The organism is Pseudomonas sp. CBZ-4, from assembly GCF_000346755.1.
GTDB lineage: Bacteria > Pseudomonadota > Gammaproteobacteria > Pseudomonadales > Pseudomonadaceae > Aquipseudomonas.
This window is the reverse complement of sequence record NZ_ANNV01000167.1, coordinates 12,882-32,449: the sequence shown is the minus strand read 5'-3', so window position 1 is coordinate 32,449 and position 19,568 is coordinate 12,882. Positions and strand designations below refer to the sequence as shown.

25 protein-coding genes are annotated in these 19,568 nt (G+C 63.4%); 12 read left to right on the top strand and 13 right to left on the bottom strand.

Going from position 1 to position 19,568, the window contains the following annotated elements; translation table 11 throughout:
• Nucleotides 1-68: 68 nt before the first annotated feature.
• Nucleotides 69-875, top strand: a complete 807-nt coding sequence (gene dapF / locus B348_RS0125900; RefSeq protein ID WP_017738939.1) for a diaminopimelate epimerase — start codon at nucleotides 69-71, stop codon at nucleotides 873-875.
• A 150-nt stretch (nucleotides 876-1,025) separates the two neighbouring features.
• On the opposite strand, the gene B348_RS0125895 is transcribed toward dapF, so the two are convergent.
• Nucleotides 1,026-2,174: a PAS domain-containing sensor histidine kinase gene (locus B348_RS0125895; RefSeq protein WP_017738938.1), complete on the bottom strand. Its 1,149-nt coding sequence runs from the start codon at nucleotides 2,172-2,174 to the stop codon at nucleotides 1,026-1,028.
• A complete protein-coding gene (locus tag B348_RS0125890) occupies nucleotides 2,164-2,979 on the bottom strand; it encodes an alpha/beta fold hydrolase (protein ID WP_017738937.1) in 816 nt (271 codons plus the stop codon). Before B348_RS0125890 ends, B348_RS0125895 begins: the two co-directional genes overlap by 11 nt.
• Nucleotides 2,980-3,106: 127 nt before the next feature.
• Between B348_RS0125890 and B348_RS0125885 the strand changes: the two genes are divergently transcribed.
• The 3 genes from B348_RS0125885 (at nucleotide 3,107) to B348_RS0125875 (ending at nucleotide 5,905) form a co-directional block, all read left to right on the top strand.
• The gene (locus tag B348_RS0125885) at nucleotides 3,107-4,303 is read left to right on the top strand and encodes a YgcG family protein (protein WP_017738936.1); all 1,197 of its coding nucleotides are present in this window, start codon (nucleotides 3,107-3,109) and stop codon (nucleotides 4,301-4,303) included.
• Between the two features lie 18 nt (nucleotides 4,304-4,321).
• Nucleotides 4,322-4,843, top strand: coding sequence for a GNAT family N-acetyltransferase (locus B348_RS0125880; RefSeq protein WP_017738935.1), 522 nt, complete (start codon nucleotides 4,322-4,324; stop codon nucleotides 4,841-4,843).
• An 81-nt stretch (nucleotides 4,844-4,924) separates the two neighbouring features.
• Nucleotides 4,925-5,905 (top strand): NAD-dependent epimerase/dehydratase family protein, encoded by a 981-nt coding sequence (locus tag B348_RS0125875; RefSeq protein ID WP_017738934.1) that lies wholly within the window; start codon nucleotides 4,925-4,927, stop codon nucleotides 5,903-5,905.
• On the opposite strand, the gene B348_RS0125870 is transcribed toward B348_RS0125875, so the two are convergent.
• The 3 genes from B348_RS0125870 to B348_RS0125860 form a co-directional block, all read right to left on the bottom strand.
• Nucleotides 5,823-6,251: a MerR family transcriptional regulator gene (locus B348_RS0125870; RefSeq protein WP_026137070.1), complete on the bottom strand. Its 429-nt coding sequence runs from the start codon at nucleotides 6,249-6,251 to the stop codon at nucleotides 5,823-5,825. The two genes, B348_RS0125875 and B348_RS0125870, sit on opposite strands and share 83 nt — an antisense overlap.
• Before the next feature lie 27 nt (nucleotides 6,252-6,278).
• Nucleotides 6,279-6,767 carry a GNAT family N-acetyltransferase gene (locus B348_RS0125865; RefSeq protein WP_017738932.1) on the bottom strand — a complete coding sequence of 163 codons (489 nt, stop codon included), beginning with the start codon at nucleotides 6,765-6,767 and terminating at the stop codon, nucleotides 6,279-6,281.
• A 230-nt stretch (nucleotides 6,768-6,997) separates the two neighbouring features.
• Nucleotides 6,998-7,393: a hypothetical protein gene (locus B348_RS0125860; RefSeq protein ID WP_017738931.1), complete on the bottom strand. Its 396-nt coding sequence runs from the start codon at nucleotides 7,391-7,393 to the stop codon at nucleotides 6,998-7,000.
• Nucleotides 7,394-7,937: 544 nt separating this feature from the next.
• On the opposite strand from B348_RS0125860, the gene B348_RS0125855 reads away from it, so the two are divergent.
• The 3 genes from B348_RS0125855 (at nucleotide 7,938) to B348_RS0125845 (ending at nucleotide 9,402) form a co-directional block, all read left to right on the top strand.
• Nucleotides 7,938-8,408: a GNAT family N-acetyltransferase gene (locus tag B348_RS0125855; RefSeq protein ID WP_026137069.1), complete on the top strand. Its 471-nt coding sequence runs from the start codon at nucleotides 7,938-7,940 to the stop codon at nucleotides 8,406-8,408.
• Nucleotides 8,409-8,540: 132 nt separating this feature from the next.
• Complete coding sequence (locus tag B348_RS0125850; RefSeq protein WP_157356558.1) at nucleotides 8,541-8,927, top strand: hypothetical protein; 387 nt, start codon at nucleotides 8,541-8,543, stop codon at nucleotides 8,925-8,927.
• Between the two features lie 82 nt (nucleotides 8,928-9,009).
• A complete protein-coding gene (locus tag B348_RS0125845) occupies nucleotides 9,010-9,402 on the top strand; it encodes a hypothetical protein (protein WP_017738928.1) in 393 nt (130 codons plus the stop codon).
• Between the two features lie 103 nt (nucleotides 9,403-9,505).
• On the opposite strand, the gene B348_RS0125840 is transcribed toward B348_RS0125845, so the two are convergent.
• Both B348_RS0125840 and B348_RS0125835 read right to left on the bottom strand, forming a co-directional pair.
• On the bottom strand, nucleotides 9,506-9,973 hold the full coding sequence (locus B348_RS0125840) for a copper chaperone PCu(A)C (RefSeq protein WP_017738927.1): 468 nt from the start codon (nucleotides 9,971-9,973) through the stop codon (nucleotides 9,506-9,508).
• Nucleotides 9,973-10,581, bottom strand: a complete 609-nt coding sequence (locus B348_RS0125835; RefSeq protein ID WP_016976099.1) for an SCO family protein — start codon at nucleotides 10,579-10,581, stop codon at nucleotides 9,973-9,975. The genes B348_RS0125840 and B348_RS0125835 overlap by 1 nt, the downstream gene beginning before the upstream one ends.
• Nucleotides 10,582-10,762: 181 nt before the next feature.
• On the opposite strand from B348_RS0125835, the gene B348_RS0125825 reads away from it, so the two are divergent.
• The 5 genes from B348_RS0125825 (at nucleotide 10,763) to B348_RS01000000130325 (ending at nucleotide 14,635) form a co-directional block, all read left to right on the top strand.
• The gene (locus tag B348_RS0125825) at nucleotides 10,763-11,143 is read left to right on the top strand and encodes a DUF2946 domain-containing protein (RefSeq protein ID WP_017738925.1); all 381 of its coding nucleotides are present in this window, start codon (nucleotides 10,763-10,765) and stop codon (nucleotides 11,141-11,143) included.
• A gap of 62 nt (nucleotides 11,144-11,205) precedes the next feature.
• Nucleotides 11,206-11,751: a putative natural product biosynthesis protein gene (locus B348_RS0125820; protein WP_026137068.1), complete on the top strand. Its 546-nt coding sequence runs from the start codon at nucleotides 11,206-11,208 to the stop codon at nucleotides 11,749-11,751.
• A 162-nt stretch (nucleotides 11,752-11,913) separates the two neighbouring features.
• On the top strand, nucleotides 11,914-13,230 hold the full coding sequence (locus B348_RS0125815) for an OprD family porin (RefSeq protein WP_017738923.1): 1,317 nt from the start codon (nucleotides 11,914-11,916) through the stop codon (nucleotides 13,228-13,230).
• A 75-nt stretch (nucleotides 13,231-13,305) separates the two neighbouring features.
• Nucleotides 13,306-13,749, top strand: a complete 444-nt coding sequence (locus tag B348_RS0125810; protein WP_017738922.1) for a CopD family copper resistance protein — start codon at nucleotides 13,306-13,308, stop codon at nucleotides 13,747-13,749.
• 196 nt (nucleotides 13,750-13,945) lie between these two features.
• Nucleotides 13,946-14,635: a hypothetical protein gene (locus B348_RS01000000130325; RefSeq protein WP_017738921.1), complete on the top strand. Its 690-nt coding sequence runs from the start codon at nucleotides 13,946-13,948 to the stop codon at nucleotides 14,633-14,635.
• A 7-nt stretch (nucleotides 14,636-14,642) separates the two neighbouring features.
• Here B348_RS01000000130325 and B348_RS0125800 read toward each other — a convergent pair whose 3' ends face one another.
• Genes B348_RS0125800 through B348_RS0125775 form a run of 6 tightly spaced genes read right to left on the bottom strand, consistent with a single transcriptional unit; the run spans nucleotide 14,643 to nucleotide 19,549 of the window.
• The gene (locus tag B348_RS0125800; RefSeq protein ID WP_017738920.1) at nucleotides 14,643-16,097 is read right to left on the bottom strand and encodes a nitrite reductase; all 1,455 of its coding nucleotides are present in this window, start codon (nucleotides 16,095-16,097) and stop codon (nucleotides 14,643-14,645) included.
• Nucleotides 16,094-16,918 carry a uroporphyrinogen-III C-methyltransferase gene (gene cobA / locus B348_RS0125795; protein WP_017738919.1) on the bottom strand — a complete coding sequence of 275 codons (825 nt, stop codon included), beginning with the start codon at nucleotides 16,916-16,918 and terminating at the stop codon, nucleotides 16,094-16,096. Before cobA ends, B348_RS0125800 begins: the two co-directional genes overlap by 4 nt.
• A 43-nt stretch (nucleotides 16,919-16,961) precedes the next feature.
• Nucleotides 16,962-18,140: a heme d1 biosynthesis radical SAM protein NirJ gene (nirJ, locus tag B348_RS0125790; protein WP_017738918.1), complete on the bottom strand. Its 1,179-nt coding sequence runs from the start codon at nucleotides 18,138-18,140 to the stop codon at nucleotides 16,962-16,964.
• Between the two features lie 9 nt (nucleotides 18,141-18,149).
• Nucleotides 18,150-18,650, bottom strand: coding sequence for an Lrp/AsnC family transcriptional regulator (locus B348_RS0125785; RefSeq protein ID WP_017738917.1), 501 nt, complete (start codon nucleotides 18,648-18,650; stop codon nucleotides 18,150-18,152).
• On the bottom strand, nucleotides 18,625-19,068 hold the full coding sequence (locus B348_RS0125780) for an Lrp/AsnC family transcriptional regulator (protein WP_017738916.1): 444 nt from the start codon (nucleotides 19,066-19,068) through the stop codon (nucleotides 18,625-18,627). Before B348_RS0125780 ends, B348_RS0125785 begins: the two co-directional genes overlap by 26 nt.
• The gene (locus B348_RS0125775) at nucleotides 19,061-19,549 is read right to left on the bottom strand and encodes an Lrp/AsnC family transcriptional regulator (protein ID WP_032865208.1); all 489 of its coding nucleotides are present in this window, start codon (nucleotides 19,547-19,549) and stop codon (nucleotides 19,061-19,063) included. The genes B348_RS0125780 and B348_RS0125775 overlap by 8 nt, the downstream gene beginning before the upstream one ends.
• Nucleotides 19,550-19,568: the final 19 nt, after the last annotated feature.

Below are 19,568 nucleotides of genomic sequence, written 5' to 3'. Positions count from 1 at the left end.
CTCTCGATTAGGTCTGGCCGGTTCAGAGTATCCTTCACTTCCCCCATTGGTCGACTAAAGGACAACCCATGCCCTTGCCGTTCGTAAAAATGCACGCCCACGGCGACGACTTCATCATCATCGACCGCCGTGGCCAGGCCGACCCGATCACCGCGCAAATCGCCCGCCGCCTGGGCAACCGCCATACCGGTATCGGCTTCAACCAGCTGGCCGTGGTCCTCGATTGCGACGATGCGGCGGCGCGGGTCAAGTTCTGGAACCCCAACGGCACGCCGCTGCAAACCTGCGGCAGTGCCACCCGTGGCGTGGCGGATCGCCTGATGCAGGAAACCGGCAGCGACTCGATTGTGCTGCGCACCGACCGCGGCTTGTTGACCTGCGTGCGGGCGTCGGGGCGCCAGGTGTCGGTCAACATGGGCGAGCCGTCGCTGGACTGGGCGGCCGTGCCGCTGGCCGAGGCCATGGATACCCGCACCTTGCCGCTCGAAGGTGAGCCGGCGGCGTGCAGCATGGGCAATCCGCATTGCACGTTTTTTGTCGACGACATAACGGCTGTCGACGTGGCGGCGGTGGGGCCGGCGCTGGAACAGCATCCATTGTTTCCGGCCAAGACCAATGTGCATTTCGTGCAGGTGCTGGACCGTGGGCACATCCGCCTGCGCATCTGGGAGCGCGGCGGGGGTGTGCCGCTGGGATCGGGGTCGTGTTGTTGTGGGGCAGTGGTCAATGGCATCCGCCGTGGCTTGCTGGATGCCAGGGTTCAGGTGCACTGCGATGGCGGTAGGGTGACGGTGGAGTGGGCGGGCGAGGGGGGTGTGGTGTTGACGGGGAGTGTGGAGCCGGTGATGCAGGGTAGTGTGTTTGGCATCGGATGAAGGTAGGCAGTTGAAACTGTGGTGGCTGGGCGGCCGTCATCGCAGGCAAGCCAGCTCCCACAGTTTGATCGGTGCAAACCTGATCTGGCGTGCAAACCCAATCCCCTGTGGGAGCTGGCTTGCCTGCGATGACGGCGGTACAGGCGAAACCTAAAGCCCGCCAGGCACAAAACGCACACTGAACAACGTGCCGTCTTGCACGGTAGACCTCACCGCCACATCGCCGCCATGCACCCTGGCCAACTCCCGCACGATATACAGCCCCAGGCCCACGCTGCGCACGTCGCTGCCTTGTTCAGTGCCGCGGGTCATGGGCTCGAACAGCCCGTCCAACAGTGTCTCGGGAATCACCGCGCCATGGTTGTGCACGGACACGGTGCAACCGCCATCGCCCAATTGCGAAGTCACGGTGATGGGCCGTTGCAGGTCGCCATACGCCACGCTGTTGGCCACCAGGTTGCCGATGATCTGCTGCACGCGGTCGGCGTCCAGGCTGGCGTCGCCACTGCCCACGGCGTGATGTTCCAGGGTGGCCTTGGGGAAGGCTACGCGCAATTCATCCACGGCCTGCTGGGTTACGGCGTGCAGGTCGAGTGGCGCCACCTTGATGCTGATGCCGTGGCCGACGCGGGCCTGGGTGAAGTCCAGCAGGTCGGCGATCATGCGTTGGGCACGTTCGGAGGACTGGGCGATATGCCCCAGCAACTGGCGCTCCTTGGCACTGCGTTCGCCTCGGCTGAGGAAGTCCGAAGCCATGCGGATTGCCGTGAGCGGGTTCTTCAAGTCATGGCTGACGATCGCCACCATCTGCTCGGCAAACAGCGCGCGGCGCTGGGCGATGGCATAGGCCTCGCTCAGTTCGGCCTGGGCGCTCTTGAGGGCGAGTTCGGTGGCGGTCTTTTCCTGCAAGAGCGCTTCGGCCAGGTTGCGGGCGTTGAGCAGTTCACGCTCGTACTTGTCGCGGTCGGTGGTGCCGAACAGGGCCAGGTCGTAGACCACGCCATCCGCATGCTCGCGCTTGAGGCCATTGAGCAGCACGGTCACCTTGTGCCCGTCGCGGTGCAGCATCTCCAGCTTCACTTCGGTCACACTGCCGCGCAGGCGCAGCATCGGTGCCAGGTGGGTCTGGTGGAAGATTCGTCCGCCCATGGTCAGCAGGTCCTGGAAGCGCCGGCCGTAGAGTTCGGCGGCGCTGAACCCCAGCCATTCACAGAACCGCGCGTTGGCTTGCAGGATCGCACCGTCTTGCGCGGTGACGGCGAGAGCGCAGGCGGCGCTGTCGAACAGCTTAGCCGGCATGGAGGGCGGCCCACGGCGCAAGGAAGGTGTCCATCGCGGCGGTACACGCCTGTGGCGCACTCATGTGCGGGCAATGGCCGACGTTGTCGACCAGGCAATAGGTGCTGTTGGGCAGCACGCTGTGCAGGTATTCACCGACGACAACCGGAGCGATCAGGTCGTCGCTCGATTGCAGGATCAGTACCGGGGTGCTCAGGCCTGCGACGTCCTGGCGGTTGTCCGACATGAACGTTACCCGCGCAAATTGCTTGGCGATCTCCGGTTCAGTGCGGCAGAAGCTGTTGGCCAGTTCGTCGCTCAACGCCGGTTGCCCGGGCGCGCCCATGATCACTGGCGCCATCGCGCTGGACCAGCCGAGGTAGTTGCTGTCGAGGGTATCGAGCAGGTCGTCGATATCGCTGCGCTTGAAGCCGCCGACATAACCCTCGGCATCGATATAGCGCGGCGACGGGCCGATCATCACATGGGCGGCGATACGCCCGGGGGCCTGGCGGTCGGCGAGGGTGGCGATCATGGCGCTGACCGAGTGGCTGACCAGAATCACCGGGCCCACCGCAAAGGCCTGGATGATCTCGTTCAAGTCGCGGGCGTAACCTTCCAGCGTGCTGTACTTGGCCTTGTCGAACGCATTGAGGTCCGACAGGCCGGCGCCGACCAGGTCATACATCACCACGCGAAAGCGTGCGCCAAACTGCGGCGCCAGGTAGTTCCACATGGCCTGGTTGCAACCGAAACCGTGGGAGAACACCAGGGTCGAGGCGCCATTGCCCATCACACTGACGTTGTTGCGGTGGCGTAGGTCCATGGGCTTCCCGGTTATGGCGTTTTGCTATGCGTGGGCGGAGTTTAGATAGTCAACGGCACGGGGTCACGCGTTATAGCGCCGATAGGGTAAAGTCGGCGCCTTCAGGAAGAAACTTCAGGTAACAAGTATGTGGTTGATTGTGCGGCAATCCGTTTTCAGCTTGCTGGCGTTGGTCTGCATAGGCCTGTCGGGCGCCGCCCAGGCGGACACTTCGCCGATTGGCGTGGCCCTTGATCAGCGGGTGATCGACCTCACCAACACCCTGGACGCCGGCACCACCACCCGTCTGAAAGAACAGCTCGCCGCCCTCGAGCAGCGCAAAGGCGCGCAGGTCGCCGTGCTGCTGGTGCCCAGCCTCGGCGGCGCCAGCCTCGAAGACTATGCGAACCAACTGTTCCGTGCCTGGAAGCTGGGGCGCAAGGACATCAATGACGGCATCCTGCTGCTGGTGGCCAAGGATGACCGCAAGGTGCGCATCGAAGTGGGCTACGGTCTTGAAGGCACCGTCACCGACTTGCTGAGCCATCGCATCATCGAAGAACACATCACCCCGGCGTTTCGCCAGGGCGACTACGCGGGCGGTGTGAGCCTCGCCGTCAATGACTTGATCGTGCTGGTGGACGGCGGCGACTTGCCAGATGTGGCGGGGCCGGCGACCGGGCCGCGGGCGCTGGCGGTGTTGCTGGCGTTTGTTCTGGGCGCCCTTGGCGGCGTGCTACTCGCCGCTGGGAAGCTGCATTGGCGTCGCGCCCTGATCGCGACCGTGGCGGCCACGGTGCTGCTGACGATTTTCAGCGGTGGGCAGGCCTGGCCGTTGTCCCTGCTGCTCATGCCGCTGACGATGCTGATCGGCGGCGCCACCTTTGGTGCGTTGTGGCTGGCGCGCACGGTGTTCTACTGCGTGCTCGGGTTGCTGGCCTACATCCTCGGGCTGGTGGTGGTTGATCAACACCATGCCGACGTCAACTTCATCCACTGGCTGGTGTATCCGCTGGCGGCGCTGGCTGTGCTGGGGTTGTACCTGATCCTGTTGGTGCTCATGAAAGACGCCTGGAAACACAGCCGCGCAGGTTTTGTCGCACGTTTGCTGGCGGCCGTGGCGGTGTATGGCGCGGCCGTGTATGTGCTGGACATGGGCCGTAACGGCTGGTTGTTCGCGTTCCCCATCGCCTCGTTTGCGGCGTTGTGTATTTTTGGCAAGGTCGGCACGGGGTCGGGGTCGGGTTCTGCCGGTGGGTCAAGCTCGGGTTCCAGCCGCTCCAGCAGCAGCTCGTCGGGCGGTGGTGGTTCGAGTGGTGGCGGTGGCGCTTCGGGGAGTTGGTAAACCATGTCCAGAGACATCATGATTCGTCCCGCAACGGCTGAGGACGCGCTGTGTATTGGCGTGCTGGGCATGCAGGTCTTCCTCGACACCTACGCCACCGAAGGCATCCGCAATGCGATCGCCAATGAGGCGCTGCAAGCGTTCTCGCCGCAGGCCATCACGCGGCTGCTGGCTGAGCCTGGCATTGCGTTGCTGGTTGCCGAGTGCAACCACCACCTGGTTGGCTTCGCCCAGGTCAAACTCAACACCGGTCACGCGATGATTGAGGCGGCGGATGTTGCCGAGCTGCAGCGCCTGTATATCCAGGAGCGTTTTACCGGGTTGGGCATGGGCTACCGCCTGCTGCAAGCCGCCGAACAACGCGCTGCACTGGAGGGTGCCTCATTGCTGTGGGCCACCGTATGGGACGGCAATGAGCGCGCGCTGGCGTTCTACCCTCGGCGCGGCTACGCGCTGTTGGGCGCGCCGACCTACACCTTCCAGGGCGAGACCCACGGCAATCGGCTGTTTGGCAAAGCCCTGGGCCTGACGCCCGCTTGACTCTGCCCCACGGGACAGACTGTATGCTTTTTTTCGCTGCGCATAGCGCAGGGTTTTTTAAGCGAAAAAAGGACGATAAGCATGTTGTGTCTGGTGACGGGGGCCAATGGGCACCTGGGCAATACGCTGGTCAGGGCGCTGCTCAGGCAAGGTCACACCGTCCGTGCCGGGGTGCGCGATATCCATCAGCAGGCCGCGTTCGTAGGGCTCGCGTGTGAGGTGGTCTACGCCGAGCTGCTGGATGAGGCAGCACTAGGCAAGGCCCTCGACGGCGTCGAGGTATTGTTTCAAGTGGCGGCGGTGTTCAAGCATTGGGCGAAAAATCCCGAGGCCGAGATCGTCGAGCCCAATGTGCAGGGCACACGGTGTGTGTTGCAGGCCGCCAGCCGTGCAGGGGTCAAGCGCGTGGTGTATGTCAGTTCCGTGGCAGCGGTGGGGCATGACGGTAGCGCGTTGGATGAAACCCGGTGGTGTGAGGAGGCTGAGAATGCCTACTACCGTTCGAAAATCCTCAGCGAACAGCTCGCGTGGCAAACCGCGAATGCGTTGGGGTTGTGGATGGTCTCGGTATTGCCTTCGGCGATGATCGGCCCCAACGCCGGGCGCTTGACCGATACCTTGGGTTTTTTGCAGGCGGTGAAGGATCGCAAGGTGCCGCTGGACCCAGGCTTTCACTTCAATTTTGTCGATGTGCGCGATGTCGCCAACGGCATGCTGCTCGCCGCGCAGAAGGGCCGTGCAGGCCAGCGGTATATCCTCGCCAATGAGCGCTCGTCATCGCTGGCTGAACTGGCCGATGTATTGGGTGTGCGAGCGCCGCCACAGGCGCCGCGTCGGTTGCTGCTGGCCATCGCTTGGCTGCAAGAGCGCTGGGCCCGCCTCACTGGGCATCCCGCCCAGCTGATGCGAAGTCAGGTGCGTTTGTTCCATGGTGTGCGCCAGGAATACAACATTGACAAAGCCAAGGCCGAGTTGGGATTCAATCCGCGCCCGCCGCAGCAGGCGTTGCGCGAGGCGTTTGCGTATCTGGACAGGCGCGGGGGGCAGCCGTATGAGGGGTGAACAGCTCATTCATCTGGCACTTGAGCCCGGCGAGGTGGACGTCCAATGCTTGCAGTTCGCTGATTCTTGCCCTCACATCCAGGCGCTTGGCATCGACCGCCGCATTGGCCAAGTCCAACGGAAAGGCCTGTAGCGCATTTTTTGCGGCAATCAACGGGCCCATTTCCGCGAGCTTGAAACCCGCCACCTGCGCCTTGCGGATCAGTTGCACCATCTGCACATGGTGTGCGTTGTACACGCGGTAACGGCCGCTGCGCTGGGGTTCGTTGATCAACCCCAGCTGTTCGTACAGGCGGATGGCTTTTGGCGTGCAGTGGGTGAGTTGGGCGAGGCGTCCGATGAACATCGTGGTAGTCCTTTACCGGGTGGGCGATCAGAGATCCATGACCATCTCATGCCACACCATGCCGCCGTGTTCCGACGCCGACGGCTGTACATAGCGATAGCCCATGCGCTGGTACAGCGGCACATGGCGGTCTTTGCACATCAGATGGATGGTGTTTTTCCCCAACGCTTGCATGCGTTGTACAAACGCGTTCATCAGCGTCGTGGAATAGCCCTTGCCCTGGTGCGCCGGGTCAACCACCACGGACATGATCACCACATTCGGCGCGTCGGCCGAATGCCCCACCAGTTCCTTGAACGCCTCGTCCGACATCACCACGTCGTGGGCGCAGCCGCCGTTGATGAATCCCACTACCTCGCCATCGGCCTCGAGGATCAGAAAACCTTCCGGGTATAGCCTGATGCGCGTGGCGATCTTTTCCAGGGTGGCGGCTTCGTCGCCTTCGTAGGCGCCTGTTTCGATTGCAAAGCAGCGGGCGGCGTCGGCGGGGAGGGCGTTGCGCAGGGTGAGGGGCATGGTGCGTTCCCGGGGGCGAGTGAAAGGCGACATGATAGAGAAACATCGCACTCACGGCACGGGGTGATTCCCGTGCCGGCTCAAACGCTGGTGATCAGGTGAATATATCTGGCCCTATATCTTCAACGCCTTCCGGCGCCGTGTCTGGTGAAACTGCTCTTTGAATCGGCTGATCTTCTGCTGAAGTTCAGGGCTGCAGGTACGGTTTGGATTGTCCGGGGGGCAGTCCTTTACTCTTCAGGGGCGTAATTGCGAATGTTCGCCTCACGAAGTTTTTGCTGGAACTCAGGGTTAAGATCAGTCCTTTTGTTCCACTCCTCCTTGCTTTCGTTGATGTGAGGAAGGTTTGGTCGGTATTCGAACGTCACCGTGTAATAAGCCCCTTTTCCGCCGCCATAGTCGCTGGTTTCGGCGTAAGTGGATTGGTTTCGGATTTGTACATCTTTTTCTTTGGCGAGTTCATAGAAAAGGTTGATGGCCTTTTCATAATCGTCCTTCGAACGCACTGTGAATCGGACTGTTTTCTCGCTTTTCTCATTCTGCCCCGAGCCGATGCGCAATTCTTCGGGGGCGGCTTGCAATGCCTGCGAGTTGTACACGGGCTGGAACGGCTGAATAGTGGACATCGTTAATTTCCATGGGTTGATCTGTGTATTGACCATCGAACTGATCGTGCCATTGAGTGGAATATGCAACGTCTCTGGTTCCGTAGGACGGGTCATTGACTGAAACAAATAGTTTCGTGGCTCAAGCGAAGAGGGTGTGACCTGACATTGTGGCCGGAAGCAGGCGTGTGCTCATGGACAGCGTTGCTGGTCGTGGAGCTGCCGCGATTGCGGCAGCTCAGGCAACCTCGAACGTTGCAGATCAATCGACCGGGCCTGCATTCACGATACCTAGCGCATCCAGCCATGCTTTGACTTGCTCGCCAAAACGGTTCACGTTTTCCAAGTGTTTAGGGCTGTAAGTCCCGTCGGGGCGGTCGGGGTAGAAGCTCACAGTGAGCGTCGTCACCAAACCGGGCGGATTTGTATTGTCCGATTGAAAAGGCCGCCCAATCTCCTTACGTGAGTATTCAGCGGGGTTGAGTTCCCAAAGGTTGGTCGATGAGTGATGCTGTTTGTTGCCCGAAGGATGGCGATAGACCGTTATGTAAAAAGGGAGAACACCATGCTCGAGATCAAGCGGGCGACACCACAAGACGCCTGCACCGCCTTTGACATCCGCCTCCAAGCCATTCGCAACCAATGCATCGGTGCCTACACGGCTGAGCAAATGGCGCTTTGGACCCGGGGCTCGGCAGAGGATGGCTACAGCGCGCTCATGGACAAACCCTTTTACCTGGGGTGGTTGCAGGGCGAGCCGGTCGTCACCGGGATGCTTGACCTGGACAACAATGAAGTGGGCGCGCTATTTGTGCTGCCCGCATTCACCGGGCGCGGGTATGGCAAGGCCATGCTCGATCACCTGGAACATCTGGCTCGGCAAATGGCGATTGAAACGGTGGTGCTGGATGCGACGTTGAATGCCGCGAGTTTCTATCGGAGCCATGGATACGTGGGGGATGAACAGGCGGTCTACCATTCACCGTCGGGGCTGGTATTGGCGTGTATACCGATGACCAAGCGACTGGCGGGTTGAGCGGGTGCTGTCGAGCTATGGCGGGGCGGCGATGGAGGTAGGCCGGGTGGCAGAGGGTTGCCGGGAACCAAAGGAGTCTCTGTCGCCACAGAGGGATTGGTCAGTCCCGGCCGTCAACATGTGGGTATTTTCATGCAGAATTTTCAAGTCAATGCATCTGTGTCCAACCCGATGACGCTTCAGTCGGCGGCTCACGCAACGCAGGCAGGTTCCCGCAGGAGCGACGGTGTAAACCCTGACCTCGAATTCACGGTGAAACGCGACGACCATCCCAAGGCGCGCCAGTTGCTCGATGACCTCGCCCAGTCAAAAGGCCTCAACCTCCAGTACAACTTTGGCGTGCGCGGGCTTAAAGACTTCGGCGATGGCAATGCTCAGTACATCACCAGCAATTTCAGCGTTCTACCCGATCGACGCGACGGCAGCTACAGCCCTGAATTGCAGAAAAAGATCGGCGAGTTGCGTCAGGCGTTCCAAGCGAAGCTGCACGAGGCGGGCATTTCCAACCACGCCCGATGAGCCTGATCGTGCGGCGTTTGTGCGCACACCATCAGGAAGGCCGCAGGCCTGTCACCGCACCCTTCCATCATGAGAACCGAGCATGTCCAGTATCAATTCTCTGTCGTTATCAGCGCAGCCCCCGGTCCATCAAACTCAAGCGCTCCCCCCAGCATCCAGTGCAGTCACGCCACCCAGAGAAAAAAACCAGGTGCTGGTCGCAGCGAGCAAGGTGGATAAGACCCTGGATATCGCCTTCAACATCGCCGAGACCCTCGGTTTACAGCCTCTGCAATCGGAAGTGGAGGGGCCGATGAAAGCCCCTTACCTTTCCTCGGAGAATGTATATCCAATCAAGTTCAGTTTCCCCCCCGACAACCCGGACGGCACCTACAGCGCCGAGCTTCAGCAGAAGATAAGCCGCTTCAGGGAGCAGCTCCCGCAGACGCTGCGTCACGAAGGCATCGAGGACTTCGGGCCGGACATGTTCACTTGATTGCGGCCATTTGAGTGCGCGGCCGGCGAGCCCGTGGCGCAAGGGCGATGTCTGTCTATCAGGTCGCCCTCGTTCCCCTCCAGGCGCCACTCAGCTCCCGCCCTTAGTGCATCTTGCTGTGGTCCATGCCGTCCAGGCCACGCGCCGGGGCCTTCACTTCAATCGTCTGTTTCTCGCCCTTGGCGTTCTCGACGGTCAGGGTCAGCGGCACCTGGTCGCCTTCCTTGATCTGCCCGGTCAGGCCCATCAGCATCACGTGGTAGCCGTTGGGGTCGAGGGTGACGGCCTTGCCGGCGGGCAGTGCGACCGAGTCCACCGGGCCCATGTGCATCACGTCGTCCTTCATGCTCATCTCATGGATCTGCACGTCCTTGGCCGCTGGCGTCGCCACGCTCAGCAGCTTGCTGTCGCTGTCGGCGGTGACGGTCATGAACGCGCCGCTCGACGGCTGGCCCGGCACGGTGGCGCGCACCCAGGCGTCGCTCACTTGTACCTGGGCACTGGCGTGGGCGGCGAGGGTCAGCAGGGTAAGGCCGAATGTCAGGCGCTTGAGGTGTTGAACGGCAGTCATTAGCAGACCTCCATGACGGTGAGCAGGTCTTCTGCGCACTCTTTAGCGGTAAGGGATGCCTGCAGCCCCAGGCGCAGGTTGCCACGGGTGTCGAAGACAAAACTGGTGGCGGTGTGGGACAGGGTGTAGGTGTCGCCGGCGGGGATCTTTTCATAAAAGATCCCGAACTCCTTGGCGGCCACGGCGATTTCTTCCGGGGTGCCGTACAGCGCTTCGAAGCTGGGGTCGAAGGCCTTGACGTACTTGTCGAGGATCTCCGGCGTGTCGCGCTCGGGGTCGAGGGTGATGAACACCACTTGCATGATCTCGCCGTCGCGGCCCATCAACTTCTTGGCCTGGGCGGCGCGGGCCAGGGTGGTCGGGCACACGGCCGGGCACTGGGTGAAGCCGAAGAACACCACCGGCATCAGGCCACGGAACGAGCTCAGGGTGACGGTCTCGCCGTCGGTGTTCTTGAGCTTGAAGGTGCGGCCCATGATCTTGTCACTGAGGTCCTTGCCGTACTTGAAGTTCAGCTTGGGGCTGTAGTCACAGCCGCCCAGCAGGCTGCCCAGGCCCAACAGGCCCATGCCGGTCAGCACTTTGCGGCGGGTGAATAACGTACTCATCAACTGCGCATCCTGTGAAACGCCTGCATTGCTCTGGATCTACACATCAGGCTTTGAAAAGGAGTAAGGGAGGAGAGCGCCAAGTCTACCAACCCCGGCCGGCCCGCGTAATGTGCGACGTTCTGCCACAGGGGCGCGCCGTGCTTCATCTCGGTGCGCCTGGGGTGGTAGAGTCGCCGCCATGAAATTGCGCCCTCCCGACCGCTCGCTGATCGCCTGGACCCTGTACTTCTGCGTGCTGATGAACCTGTTCGTGTGCGGTTTGGGCCATGGGCAGATGATGGGCCTGGAGCTCAACGGCATCGGCGGGCAGTTCTGTTCGGTGGAAGGCAGCCAGCCGATTTCCGACAAAGGGTTGGGTAGCCCGGCTTCCAGCAACATCTCGAACTACTTTGCCTGCCCGGTGTGCAACGCGTTGACCGTCGCCCTGGTGTTCCTGATCGGTCTGGCCTGGCTGCTGGGCCTGGGGCAAACCCCGCGCCCGGCCCATGAACGGCGCAACAAGGCGCCGCCGCGCTATTCCTGGCCCTCGGCCAACCCCCGCGCTTCCCCCGCTTTCTGACGTGTGCCTTGGGCCGCCTGTGATCAGGCGGCGTTCTATCGTCACGACTGTGAGTGCGTTTCATGAACCCTCTATTGCCTGCCGGCGCCAACCGCCTGGTCAGCAAGGCGTCCCGGCGCCTGCGCCTGGAGCCGGCGCTGCCCGACTACCCGAGCAATTCCCGCTGCTTCGTGCACCTCGATGCACGCCTGTTGCCCCATTGGCACACCCTGTTCGACATCTGCCCGGCGTTGCTCAAGCTTGACCCGCCCGAGGGCTTGAACCTGTTCCGCAGCTTCATGACCTGGGCCTATCGCCACCGGCCACCGCTGGATTGGACCTACCACGTCAACGTCTGCCGCTGGCTGCTCGGCTCGCCGTATCGGACGCAGATTGACGATGAGCCGATCGAAGCCTTCATGGCGGCTGCGGCGGCGTGCTGGATCAACGCCGACACCAGTCAAGACAGTGGCGTGGTCCTGACCTGGCAAGGCTCGACCGTGTTCGACTGGAAGGACGCGCGCCGGGCGGATTCAGAACACCAAGCCTTGCCAGGCACCGAATGGGACTTCGCCTGGTGCCCACTAGACGCGCAGGGAGCGTTCAGCCGATGGCACTCAATACCCTGAGATTGTTACGCAACCGGTAAAAGTGAATGACGGTTTCCCCGGCTGTTTCCCGCGCGGCCCAGGCTATACCGTGCGCGCTCCCGTTGAATGCAGCACCACCCGACCGACAAAGAACAGGGCTGGGCTGCGACGGGATCGCCTCATTTATTCTACGGAGCCTTCATGAATCACAAGACTTGCCTGGCCCTCGCCGTTTCCCTGGGGGCCGCGCAACACGCTGCTGCGTCCGGCTTTATCGACGACAGCAAAGCCAGCCTCGACCTGCGCAACTTCTACTACAACCAGGACACCCGCAACGCCCGGGGCGCGTCGGACAAGGAGTGGGGCCAGGCGTTCATGTTCAACTACCAGTCCGGCTTCACCCAAGGCACCGTCGGCTTCGGCCTGGACCTGCAGCAGATGATCGGCCTGCGCCTGGACGCCTCGGGCCGGGCCGGCAAGGCCGGTGCCGACAACACCCCCGGCAGCGTCTTCCCGCTGGACGATGGCAAGGCCGCCCATGACTTCAGCAAGACCGGCGTCACCGGCAAGATGCGCATCGCCCAGACTCAGCTCAAGGTCGGCAACCTGCAACCCAAGCTGCCGGTGCTGACCACTGAAGACGGCCGCCTGTTGCCCCAGACCTTTCGCGGTTACCAACTCGACTCCAAAGACTTCAAGGACTTCAACCTGATCGCCGGCAAGCTGGAGCAGGTCGTCGACCGCAACTCCAGCAACGGCCAGGGCCTGTCGATTGCCGGTGCAAACGACCCCGTCAAGGGCAAGTCCAGCAACCAGTTCTACTACGGCGGCGTGGACTACGCGGTCAGCAAGCAACTGCAAGTGCAGTACTACTACGCCAGCCTGGAGAACTTCTACCAGCAGCATTTCCTCGGCCTGGTGCACAACTGGCAACTGCCGGTGGGCCAGTTCAAAAGCGACCTGCGCTACTTCTACAGCACCGCCGACGGCAAGAACGCCAGCGCGGCCGGGCGCGATGAAGGCTACGTCAGCGCGGGTTACTACGGCCCCGGCGCGAACACCGGCAAGGTCGACAACCGCCTGTGGAGTGCGCTGTTTACCTACGCCTTGAGCGGGCATTCGGTCAGCCTCGGCTACCAGAAAACCACGGGTGAAAGTGACTTCCCCCATATCAACCAGGGCCAGGGCCGCTCGCTCTACCTGATCACCAACTCGCAGTCGCTGAAATTCGTCAATGCCGGCGAGCAAGCCACCGTCGGCAGCTATGCCTATGACTTTGCCGGCCTCGGCGTACCGGGCCTGCGTTCCAGCGTCACCTATATCCACGGCAGCCACATCCGCACGGCCAGCCGTGACAACAGTGAATGGGAGCGCGACCTGCGCGTGGACTACGTGATTCCCACCGGCACCTTCAAGGGCCTCGGCCTGACCTGGCGCAGCGCGGTCCTGCGCGGCAACGACACGACGGACAAGGACGAAACGCGCCTGATCGTCAGCTACAGCATCCCGCTGCTGTAACGGCTTGACCGGCATCAAGGCGTGGCCCCGTGCAGGGCGCGACACTGGAGGCCCGGCGCGACCTGCGAGGCCTCCATGCTCTACCTGCTGTTTCTCCTGGCCCATCTGTTCGCTGCGCTGATCTTTATCGGCACGGTGTTTTTCGAAGTGCTGATCCTCGCCCACCTGCATCGGCACCTGCCGGCGCGGGTGATGGTGCAGGTCGAACAAGGCGTCGGCCAACGTGCGCGGGCGTTGATGCCGTGGGTGTTGCTGGTGCTGTTCGGCGCGGGCATCGGCATGGTCTGGCTGCGTTATCGGCCGATATTGGCGGCACCGCTGGCAAGCGCTTTCGGCACATTGCTGAGCCTCAAGCTGATTCTCGCGGGCAGCGTGCTGCTGCACTTTGTGCTGACGATGCTGCGCATGCGCCGTGGCCGTGTCAGTGCGCGGTACCTGCGCTTTATCCACCTCAGCCTGTTCGCGCACATGGTGGCGATTGTGCTGTTGGCCAAGAGCATGTTTTACCTCAGTTGGTAAAGCCCTTGATGCATATCAAGGGGTGCCCTGGTGTCGCACCGGACAATGGCTCACCGTCCATGGAGGAGCCCGTCATGCGCAGTGTCATTTCTCTCGATGTGGTGCGTACCCTACGCAGCAGCCGCCAACGCCAGCGTCCCTGCACTGGCCGGCCGGTTCGGCGAACGACGCGTGCCGGCGCAGCCTGGACGAGGAGGTGCAATGGATCGGCCGCCACCTCGACCAGCGCCAACCCGTGGCGCATTTCCAGTGGCGCGGCGCAGCGGCCGTCGCCGAGGTGCAGGCGATGATGGGCACCCTGCATGCACGCTTCAATTTCTTCGAGCGCGACCGCGGCGACTACGCCATTGACCTCGCTCCCCGGCACACCGATTGGGCGAGCGTCGGCCTGCTGCGCGAGCTGGGGTTCAACCACGTCTGCATCAGCGCGCCCGATGCCTGCGCCGGGGTCGAACCCTCGCCGTTGTGCTACCGCAACCCCGCACCGATCCAGTCGTTGATCGATGCGGCGCGCACCTTCGATTTTCGTTCAGTGAGTGTCGACCTCGGCTACGGCGCCGCCTGGCAGACCCTGGCCAGTTTCGAGTCCAAGCTCGACAGCCTGATCACCCTGGCGCCGGATCGCTTGCACCTGTTCGACTACGCCCGGCCACCTCGGCGGTACCGCGCGCAACCGACGCAAGCCCATAGCGGCGCCATGCGCCAGCTGAGTTTCGAACGCCTGGCCGCGGCGGGTTACCACTACATCGGCCAGGGGCAGTTTGCTCGCAGTGACGATGACTTCACCCAGGCCCAGGAGCGCGGCGACCTGCTCCGTACCGGCGAAGGGTTCACGGTGCACGGTGACTGTGACCATATCAGCCTGGGCGACACACTGTTGTGGTGAGCGGGCCTCAGTGCGATGTACCCTCGGCAAACTCAATCTTGTTGCCCACGTTGTACTTGCCCGACGGCTTGTTCATCGGCAGGCGCTTGATCTCTTCAAGCGTCTGGCTGTCGTACACGATCAGTGCGCCGTCGCTGGCCCAGATGCTCAGCAGCACGTAGCGCCCATCGCGGGTGAATTCCACATGGGCGGCGGTCTTGCCCGGTACCGGGCGCAGGGTGTGGGCGATTTCCAGGGTCTGTTTGTCGATCAAGTGGATGGCATCGTTGTCCGGGCCGAAGAACACATCGCTCCACACATAGCGCGAGTTGACATGGCTGCGCATGAAAAACCCCGGGCCCAGGGTGGGGATCTGTTTGATCAATTTCCAGGTGACGGGGTCGAGCACGCTGATTTGCCCCTGGCTGATATTCGGCGTGGCGAACACCCACTGGCCATTGCGCCGCCAATAGGTGCCGGAGCCCAGGTGCGGCATGCCCGCCAGCGGGATGTCCGTGACCACGGCACCGGAATCCAGGTCGATCACCTGGCCGCCGCCGGCCTTGCGTGACGTGGCGAGCAACTGGCGGTAATCCGGGGTGAACGAGAAGTCATCCAGCACGTCGCGGGCCGCGATGCGCCGGGGTTCGAAGCCGGGGTCGGGGGCGGCATAGGACAGCTCCCACACCTCGTTCACGTCCTTGAGCGCCACGACAAAACTGTTGCGCGGCGGTGCGGTGTACACGGCGCTGACCCGTGAGCCGGTGGACAGCGTCTTGACCAGCGACAAATCCCGCGCATCGAGCACCACCAGGTTGCCCGGCAGGTAGTTGCCCACCAGCACCCAGCGCCCATCCTTGCTCACCGCGAGGTTGCGGGTGTTGAGCCCGGCGCGGATCTCGGCGATCAGGGTGAGGTTGTGCAGGTCGTAGAGGCTGATCCAGCCATCCCGCGAGGCGAAATACACGAAGCGTCCGTCCGGCGAGAACTTGGGCCCGCCGTGCACGGCAAAGTGGCTGGCGAAACGGTCCAGCACGGTGAAGCGATCACCGTCGAGGATGTCGATGTGATGGTCGCCGGACTCCACCACCACAAACAGGTTGAGCGGGTCGGCGTGGTGTTGCGGGGTCGTCGGCAATTGGCCCAGGTCGGCCAGCAGGTGGTGGCTGTTGCGGATGTCTTGCGCCTCCCAGCTGACAGGCGTGACCGGTGGCTGTTGCAGGAAGTCCGCCAGGGCGTCGATCTGTGCTGCGCTCAGTTGCGGCGCGAAGGCGGCCATCTGGCTGGCGGGACGCCCGTGTGTGATGACCTTGCGCACCTCGTCCGGCTTGATCCGCCCGAGGCTTTCCGGCAGCAGTGCCGGGCCGCTGGCGCCGATGCGATTGAGGCCATGGCAACTTGCGCAATACTGCTGGTAGTCCTCGGCCGGCGTGCCATGGGCGGCGCTGGCCCACAGCAGCGGCAGCAGCCACAGGCGTTTCATGGCGCCACCGCTGCGCGGCGCGCCGACAGGCTGGCCGGGTAGTGCAGGGCGGCGTCGGCAAACAGGTCGACCACTGCGCCAATCACCGTCAGGGTCGGCACACCGGGTTCGCAGTCGGCGGCCAGGGTCGGCAACTGGCGCAAGGTGCCACGGGCTACGTGCTGGTCGGCCCGCGCACCGTTGTAGATCAGCGCCGCCGGCGTATCGCCCGGCAAGCCGGCGGCCACCAGGTGTTCGGCGATCAGCGCCAGGTTCGCCAGGCCCATGTAGAACACCAGGGTCTGGCTGGGCTCGGCGAGGCTGGCCCACGGCAGTTTCAAGGCGCCGTCGCGCTGCAAATGCCCGGTGACGAAGCGGCAGGAGTTGACGAGGTCGCGGTGGGTCAACGGGATCCCCGCATAGGCGCTGCACCCGGACGCGGCGGTGATGCCCGGCACCACCTGGCAGGGAATGTCGCGCGCGAGCAGGTATTCCAGCTCCTCGGCGCCGCGCCCGAAGATAAACGGGTCGCCGCCCTTGAGGCGTACCACGCGTTGACCCTGCTCGGCCAACTCCGCCAGCAGTGCGTTGAGTTGCTCCTGGGGCAGGCTGTGGTAGCCGCTGGCCTTGCCCACGTAGTGACGCGCGCAGCTGAGGGGGATCAGGCTCAGCAGTTCGGCGCTGATCAGGCGGTCGAACACCACCGCGTCGGCCTGCATCAACAGGCCCCAGGCGCGCAGCGTCAGCAGGCGTGGGTCGCCGGGGCCGGCGCCCACCAACGCGACTTCGCCGGGGTGGAAGGGGCTGTGCAAACTGGCGGGTATGGCGGTCGGAAGGTGCATGTGACGTCCTTGGTTCATCATCAGGAAGGCGCCCGCGGTTGTGTCACCGGGTAGCGCACGGGATCAGGTCGAGGGGGTGGCGTGCGATCTCGGTGTCGCTCAGATAACAACCGGGGTCCGGGCCCCAGAGGTCGCCATCGGCCCAGGCGCGGGTCCGCGTGTTGCCGTTGCAGATCGCCAGCCAGCGGCACTCGGTACAGCGCCCGCCGATCTGTCGCGGGTGCTCGCGCAGGCGCAGCAGCAACGGGTCGGGCTGGTCCAGCCAGAGGTGGCGGAAGCGGGTGTTGCGCACGTTGCCCACCGAGTGCTGCCACCAGTAGGTGTCCGGGTGCACTTCGCCGGTGTTGTCGATATTCGCGATGCCACTGCCCGACGCATTGCCGCCCCAGCCGTGCAGCAGGTGTTCCAGTTGCGGGTAGTGCTCGGGCAGGTGGCGGTGCACCCATTGCAGCAAAAGGATGGCGTCGGCGTCGTTGTTGCCGCTGACAAAGTCGCTGGCCACGCCCTGTTCGATGTCATCCCAGGCCTGCTGGAAAATCAGCGTCATGGCCTCGCGACCCATCTGGCGGTGGGCGTCCAGCAGGCGACTGCGTTTGCCGCGCCCGCTGTAGTTGAGGTGCGACAGGTAGAACTTCTGCACGTCGTAGCTGCGCATCAGCGCCAGCAGTTGTGGCAACTGGGCATGGTTTTCCTGGGTCAGCGTGGTGCGCAGGCCCACGCGAATCCCGGCTTCGCGGCACAGGCGGATGGCGTGCAGCGAGCGCCGGAAACTGCCGTGCATTTGCCGAAACGCATCGTGGGTGGCCTCCAGCCCATCGATGCTGATGCCCACGTAGTCGTAGCGGGCGTCGGCGATCTGCTGGATGTTGTGCTCGTCGATCAGCGTGCCGTTGGTGGACAGCGCGACGAAAAAGCCTTTTTGCCGGGCGTAGGCGCTGAGCTGGAACAGGTCCTCGCGCAGCAAGGGTTCGCCGCCGGACAGGATCAACACGCGCACCCCGGCGTCGTGCAGATCGTCGATCACCCGCAGCGCCGTGGCAGTGTCCAACTCATCGCGAAACACGCTGTCGGCGCTGGTGGCGTAACAGTGTTTGCAGGTGAGGTTGCAGCGGCGCAACAGGTTCCAGATCACCACCGGCGGGCGCTCACTGCCCGGCGTCGAGGTGCGGGGTGGCGGGCATTGGCCGGCCACTGTGCGCAAGTACTGACTGATCCGCAGCATGGCAACTCCTTAGTGCGAGGGGGGCAGGCGCAGGCCGGTTTTTTTCAGGATGCGGCTGCTCACCAGCATCTCGTCGGCACGGCAGGCATCGCCCAGCAGGTAGCGCAGGTGTTCGCGGTAGCTGTCGATCTCTTCGCGGCTGCGCCCATGCACCATGGCGAACAGGTTGTACGGCCAATCCGCGCGGCGCGGGCGGCGGTAGCAATGGCTGACGAAGGGCTGCGCGCCCAGCAGTTCGCCCAGGCGCGGCAGCTGCGCGTCGGCCACGTCCCACACGGTCATGCCGTTGTGCCGATAACCCAGGCGGTAGTGATTGGGCACGGCGGCGATGCGGCGGATCGCACCTTCGGCTTGCAGGCGCTTGAGCAGGTCCAGGGTCGATTCGACGCTGACGCCCAATTGCTCGGCAAGCCACGCCCAGGGATCCTCCACCAGCGGCAGGCCGCTTTGGGTCAGGGCGATCAGGCGCAGGGCCAGGGCGTTGTCAGACCGGGAAATACAGACCGACATGGTAGGTGTGCTCCTTCGGCAGGTTGAGCACCGCCAGCCCCGTGAGGGCTTCGATGCGGGACAGGGCCTGTGCCAGCTCCGCGGCGCTGGCGCAGGCCAGTACGAACCACATGTTCCAGTGGTGCTCGCGGCGGTAGTTGTGGGCCACTTGCGGCAGGTCATTGAGTTGCGCGGCCACCGTCTCGAAGCGCCCTTCGGGGACGGCCAGGGCGGCGAGGGTAAAGGCGCCGCCGAGCTGTTCGATGTCAAACATCGGGCCGAAGCGCGTCAGCACGCCGTCTTCCAGCAGATCATGCAGGCGGTCGAGCAGTTCGCAGGGGCGGCTGGCCAACTCCTGCGCCAGTTGCTGCCAGGGTTGGCGCACCAGCGGCAGGCCGTGTTGCAGGCGGTTGATCAGGCGGCGGTCGAGGTCATCCATGGGCCCATACCTGGGACGGTGGCGGCGCAAAACGCCCGCCGCATTGTTTGTAGGCGCAGGTACTGAACAGCAGGTGGTGGGGCAGGTCACTCAGCTGTTGCTGCTCCAGCACTGCGCGGATATGCGCGGTGACCTCATCGCGCTCACGACCATGCACCATGCAGAACAGGTTGTAGCGCCACAGCGGCAGGCGGCGCGGGCGCTGGTAACACAGGTTGACGCGCGGTGCGCGGCCCAGGCGCGTACCGACTTCATCCACCAGCGCATCCGGCACGTCGAGCACCAGCATGGCATTGGCGACAAAGCCCAGGGCGCGGTGGTTGAGCACCAGGCCGACACGGCGGAACAGGCCTTGCTCCTGCCACTGCTGCATCTGCTGCAACACCTGGTCGTGATGGGCGCCGATGCGTTCCGCGAGGTCGTCATAGGGCCGCTTTACCACCGGCAAACCGCGTTCCAGGCACTGGCGCAGGTCGAGCATTTGTTCGTGGTTCAGGGGC

Excerpts from the sequence above, each read along its gene's own strand:
- dapF (WP_017738939.1), top strand. The coding sequence starts at position 69 with ATGCCCTTGCCGTTCGTAAAAATGCACGCCCACGGCGACGACTTCATC.
- B348_RS0125895 (WP_017738938.1), bottom strand. The coding sequence starts at position 2,174 with ATGCCGGCTAAGCTGTTCGACAGCGCCGCCTGCGCTCTCGCCGTCACC.
- B348_RS0125890 (WP_017738937.1), bottom strand. The coding sequence starts at position 2,979 with ATGGACCTACGCCACCGCAACAACGTCAGTGTGATGGGCAATGGCGCC.
- B348_RS0125885 (WP_017738936.1), top strand. The coding sequence starts at position 3,107 with ATGTGGTTGATTGTGCGGCAATCCGTTTTCAGCTTGCTGGCGTTGGTC.
- B348_RS0125880 (WP_017738935.1), top strand. The coding sequence starts at position 4,322 with ATGATTCGTCCCGCAACGGCTGAGGACGCGCTGTGTATTGGCGTGCTG.
- B348_RS0125875 (WP_017738934.1), top strand. The coding sequence starts at position 4,925 with ATGTTGTGTCTGGTGACGGGGGCCAATGGGCACCTGGGCAATACGCTG.
- B348_RS0125870 (WP_026137070.1), bottom strand. The coding sequence starts at position 6,251 with ATGTTCATCGGACGCCTCGCCCAACTCACCCACTGCACGCCAAAAGCC.
- B348_RS0125865 (WP_017738932.1), bottom strand. The coding sequence starts at position 6,767 with ATGCCCCTCACCCTGCGCAACGCCCTCCCCGCCGACGCCGCCCGCTGC.
- B348_RS0125860 (WP_017738931.1), bottom strand. The coding sequence starts at position 7,393 with ATGTCCACTATTCAGCCGTTCCAGCCCGTGTACAACTCGCAGGCATTG.
- B348_RS0125855 (WP_026137069.1), top strand. The coding sequence starts at position 7,938 with ATGCTCGAGATCAAGCGGGCGACACCACAAGACGCCTGCACCGCCTTT.
- B348_RS0125850 (WP_157356558.1), top strand. The coding sequence starts at position 8,541 with ATGCAGAATTTTCAAGTCAATGCATCTGTGTCCAACCCGATGACGCTT.
- B348_RS0125845 (WP_017738928.1), top strand. The coding sequence starts at position 9,010 with ATGTCCAGTATCAATTCTCTGTCGTTATCAGCGCAGCCCCCGGTCCAT.
- B348_RS0125840 (WP_017738927.1), bottom strand. The coding sequence starts at position 9,973 with ATGACTGCCGTTCAACACCTCAAGCGCCTGACATTCGGCCTTACCCTG.
- B348_RS0125835 (WP_016976099.1), bottom strand. The coding sequence starts at position 10,581 with ATGAGTACGTTATTCACCCGCCGCAAAGTGCTGACCGGCATGGGCCTG.
- B348_RS0125825 (WP_017738925.1), top strand. The coding sequence starts at position 10,763 with ATGAAATTGCGCCCTCCCGACCGCTCGCTGATCGCCTGGACCCTGTAC.
- B348_RS0125820 (WP_026137068.1), top strand. The coding sequence starts at position 11,206 with ATGAACCCTCTATTGCCTGCCGGCGCCAACCGCCTGGTCAGCAAGGCG.
- B348_RS0125815 (WP_017738923.1), top strand. The coding sequence starts at position 11,914 with ATGAATCACAAGACTTGCCTGGCCCTCGCCGTTTCCCTGGGGGCCGCG.
- B348_RS0125810 (WP_017738922.1), top strand. The coding sequence starts at position 13,306 with ATGCTCTACCTGCTGTTTCTCCTGGCCCATCTGTTCGCTGCGCTGATC.
- B348_RS0125800 (WP_017738920.1), bottom strand. The coding sequence starts at position 16,097 with ATGAAACGCCTGTGGCTGCTGCCGCTGCTGTGGGCCAGCGCCGCCCAT.
- cobA (WP_017738919.1), bottom strand. The coding sequence starts at position 16,918 with ATGCACCTTCCGACCGCCATACCCGCCAGTTTGCACAGCCCCTTCCAC.
- nirJ (WP_017738918.1), bottom strand. The coding sequence starts at position 18,140 with ATGCTGCGGATCAGTCAGTACTTGCGCACAGTGGCCGGCCAATGCCCG.
- B348_RS0125785 (WP_017738917.1), bottom strand. The coding sequence starts at position 18,650 with ATGTCGGTCTGTATTTCCCGGTCTGACAACGCCCTGGCCCTGCGCCTG.
- B348_RS0125780 (WP_017738916.1), bottom strand. The coding sequence starts at position 19,068 with ATGGATGACCTCGACCGCCGCCTGATCAACCGCCTGCAACACGGCCTG.
- B348_RS0125775 (WP_032865208.1), bottom strand. The coding sequence starts at position 19,549 with ATGCTCGACCTGCGCCAGTGCCTGGAACGCGGTTTGCCGGTGGTAAAG.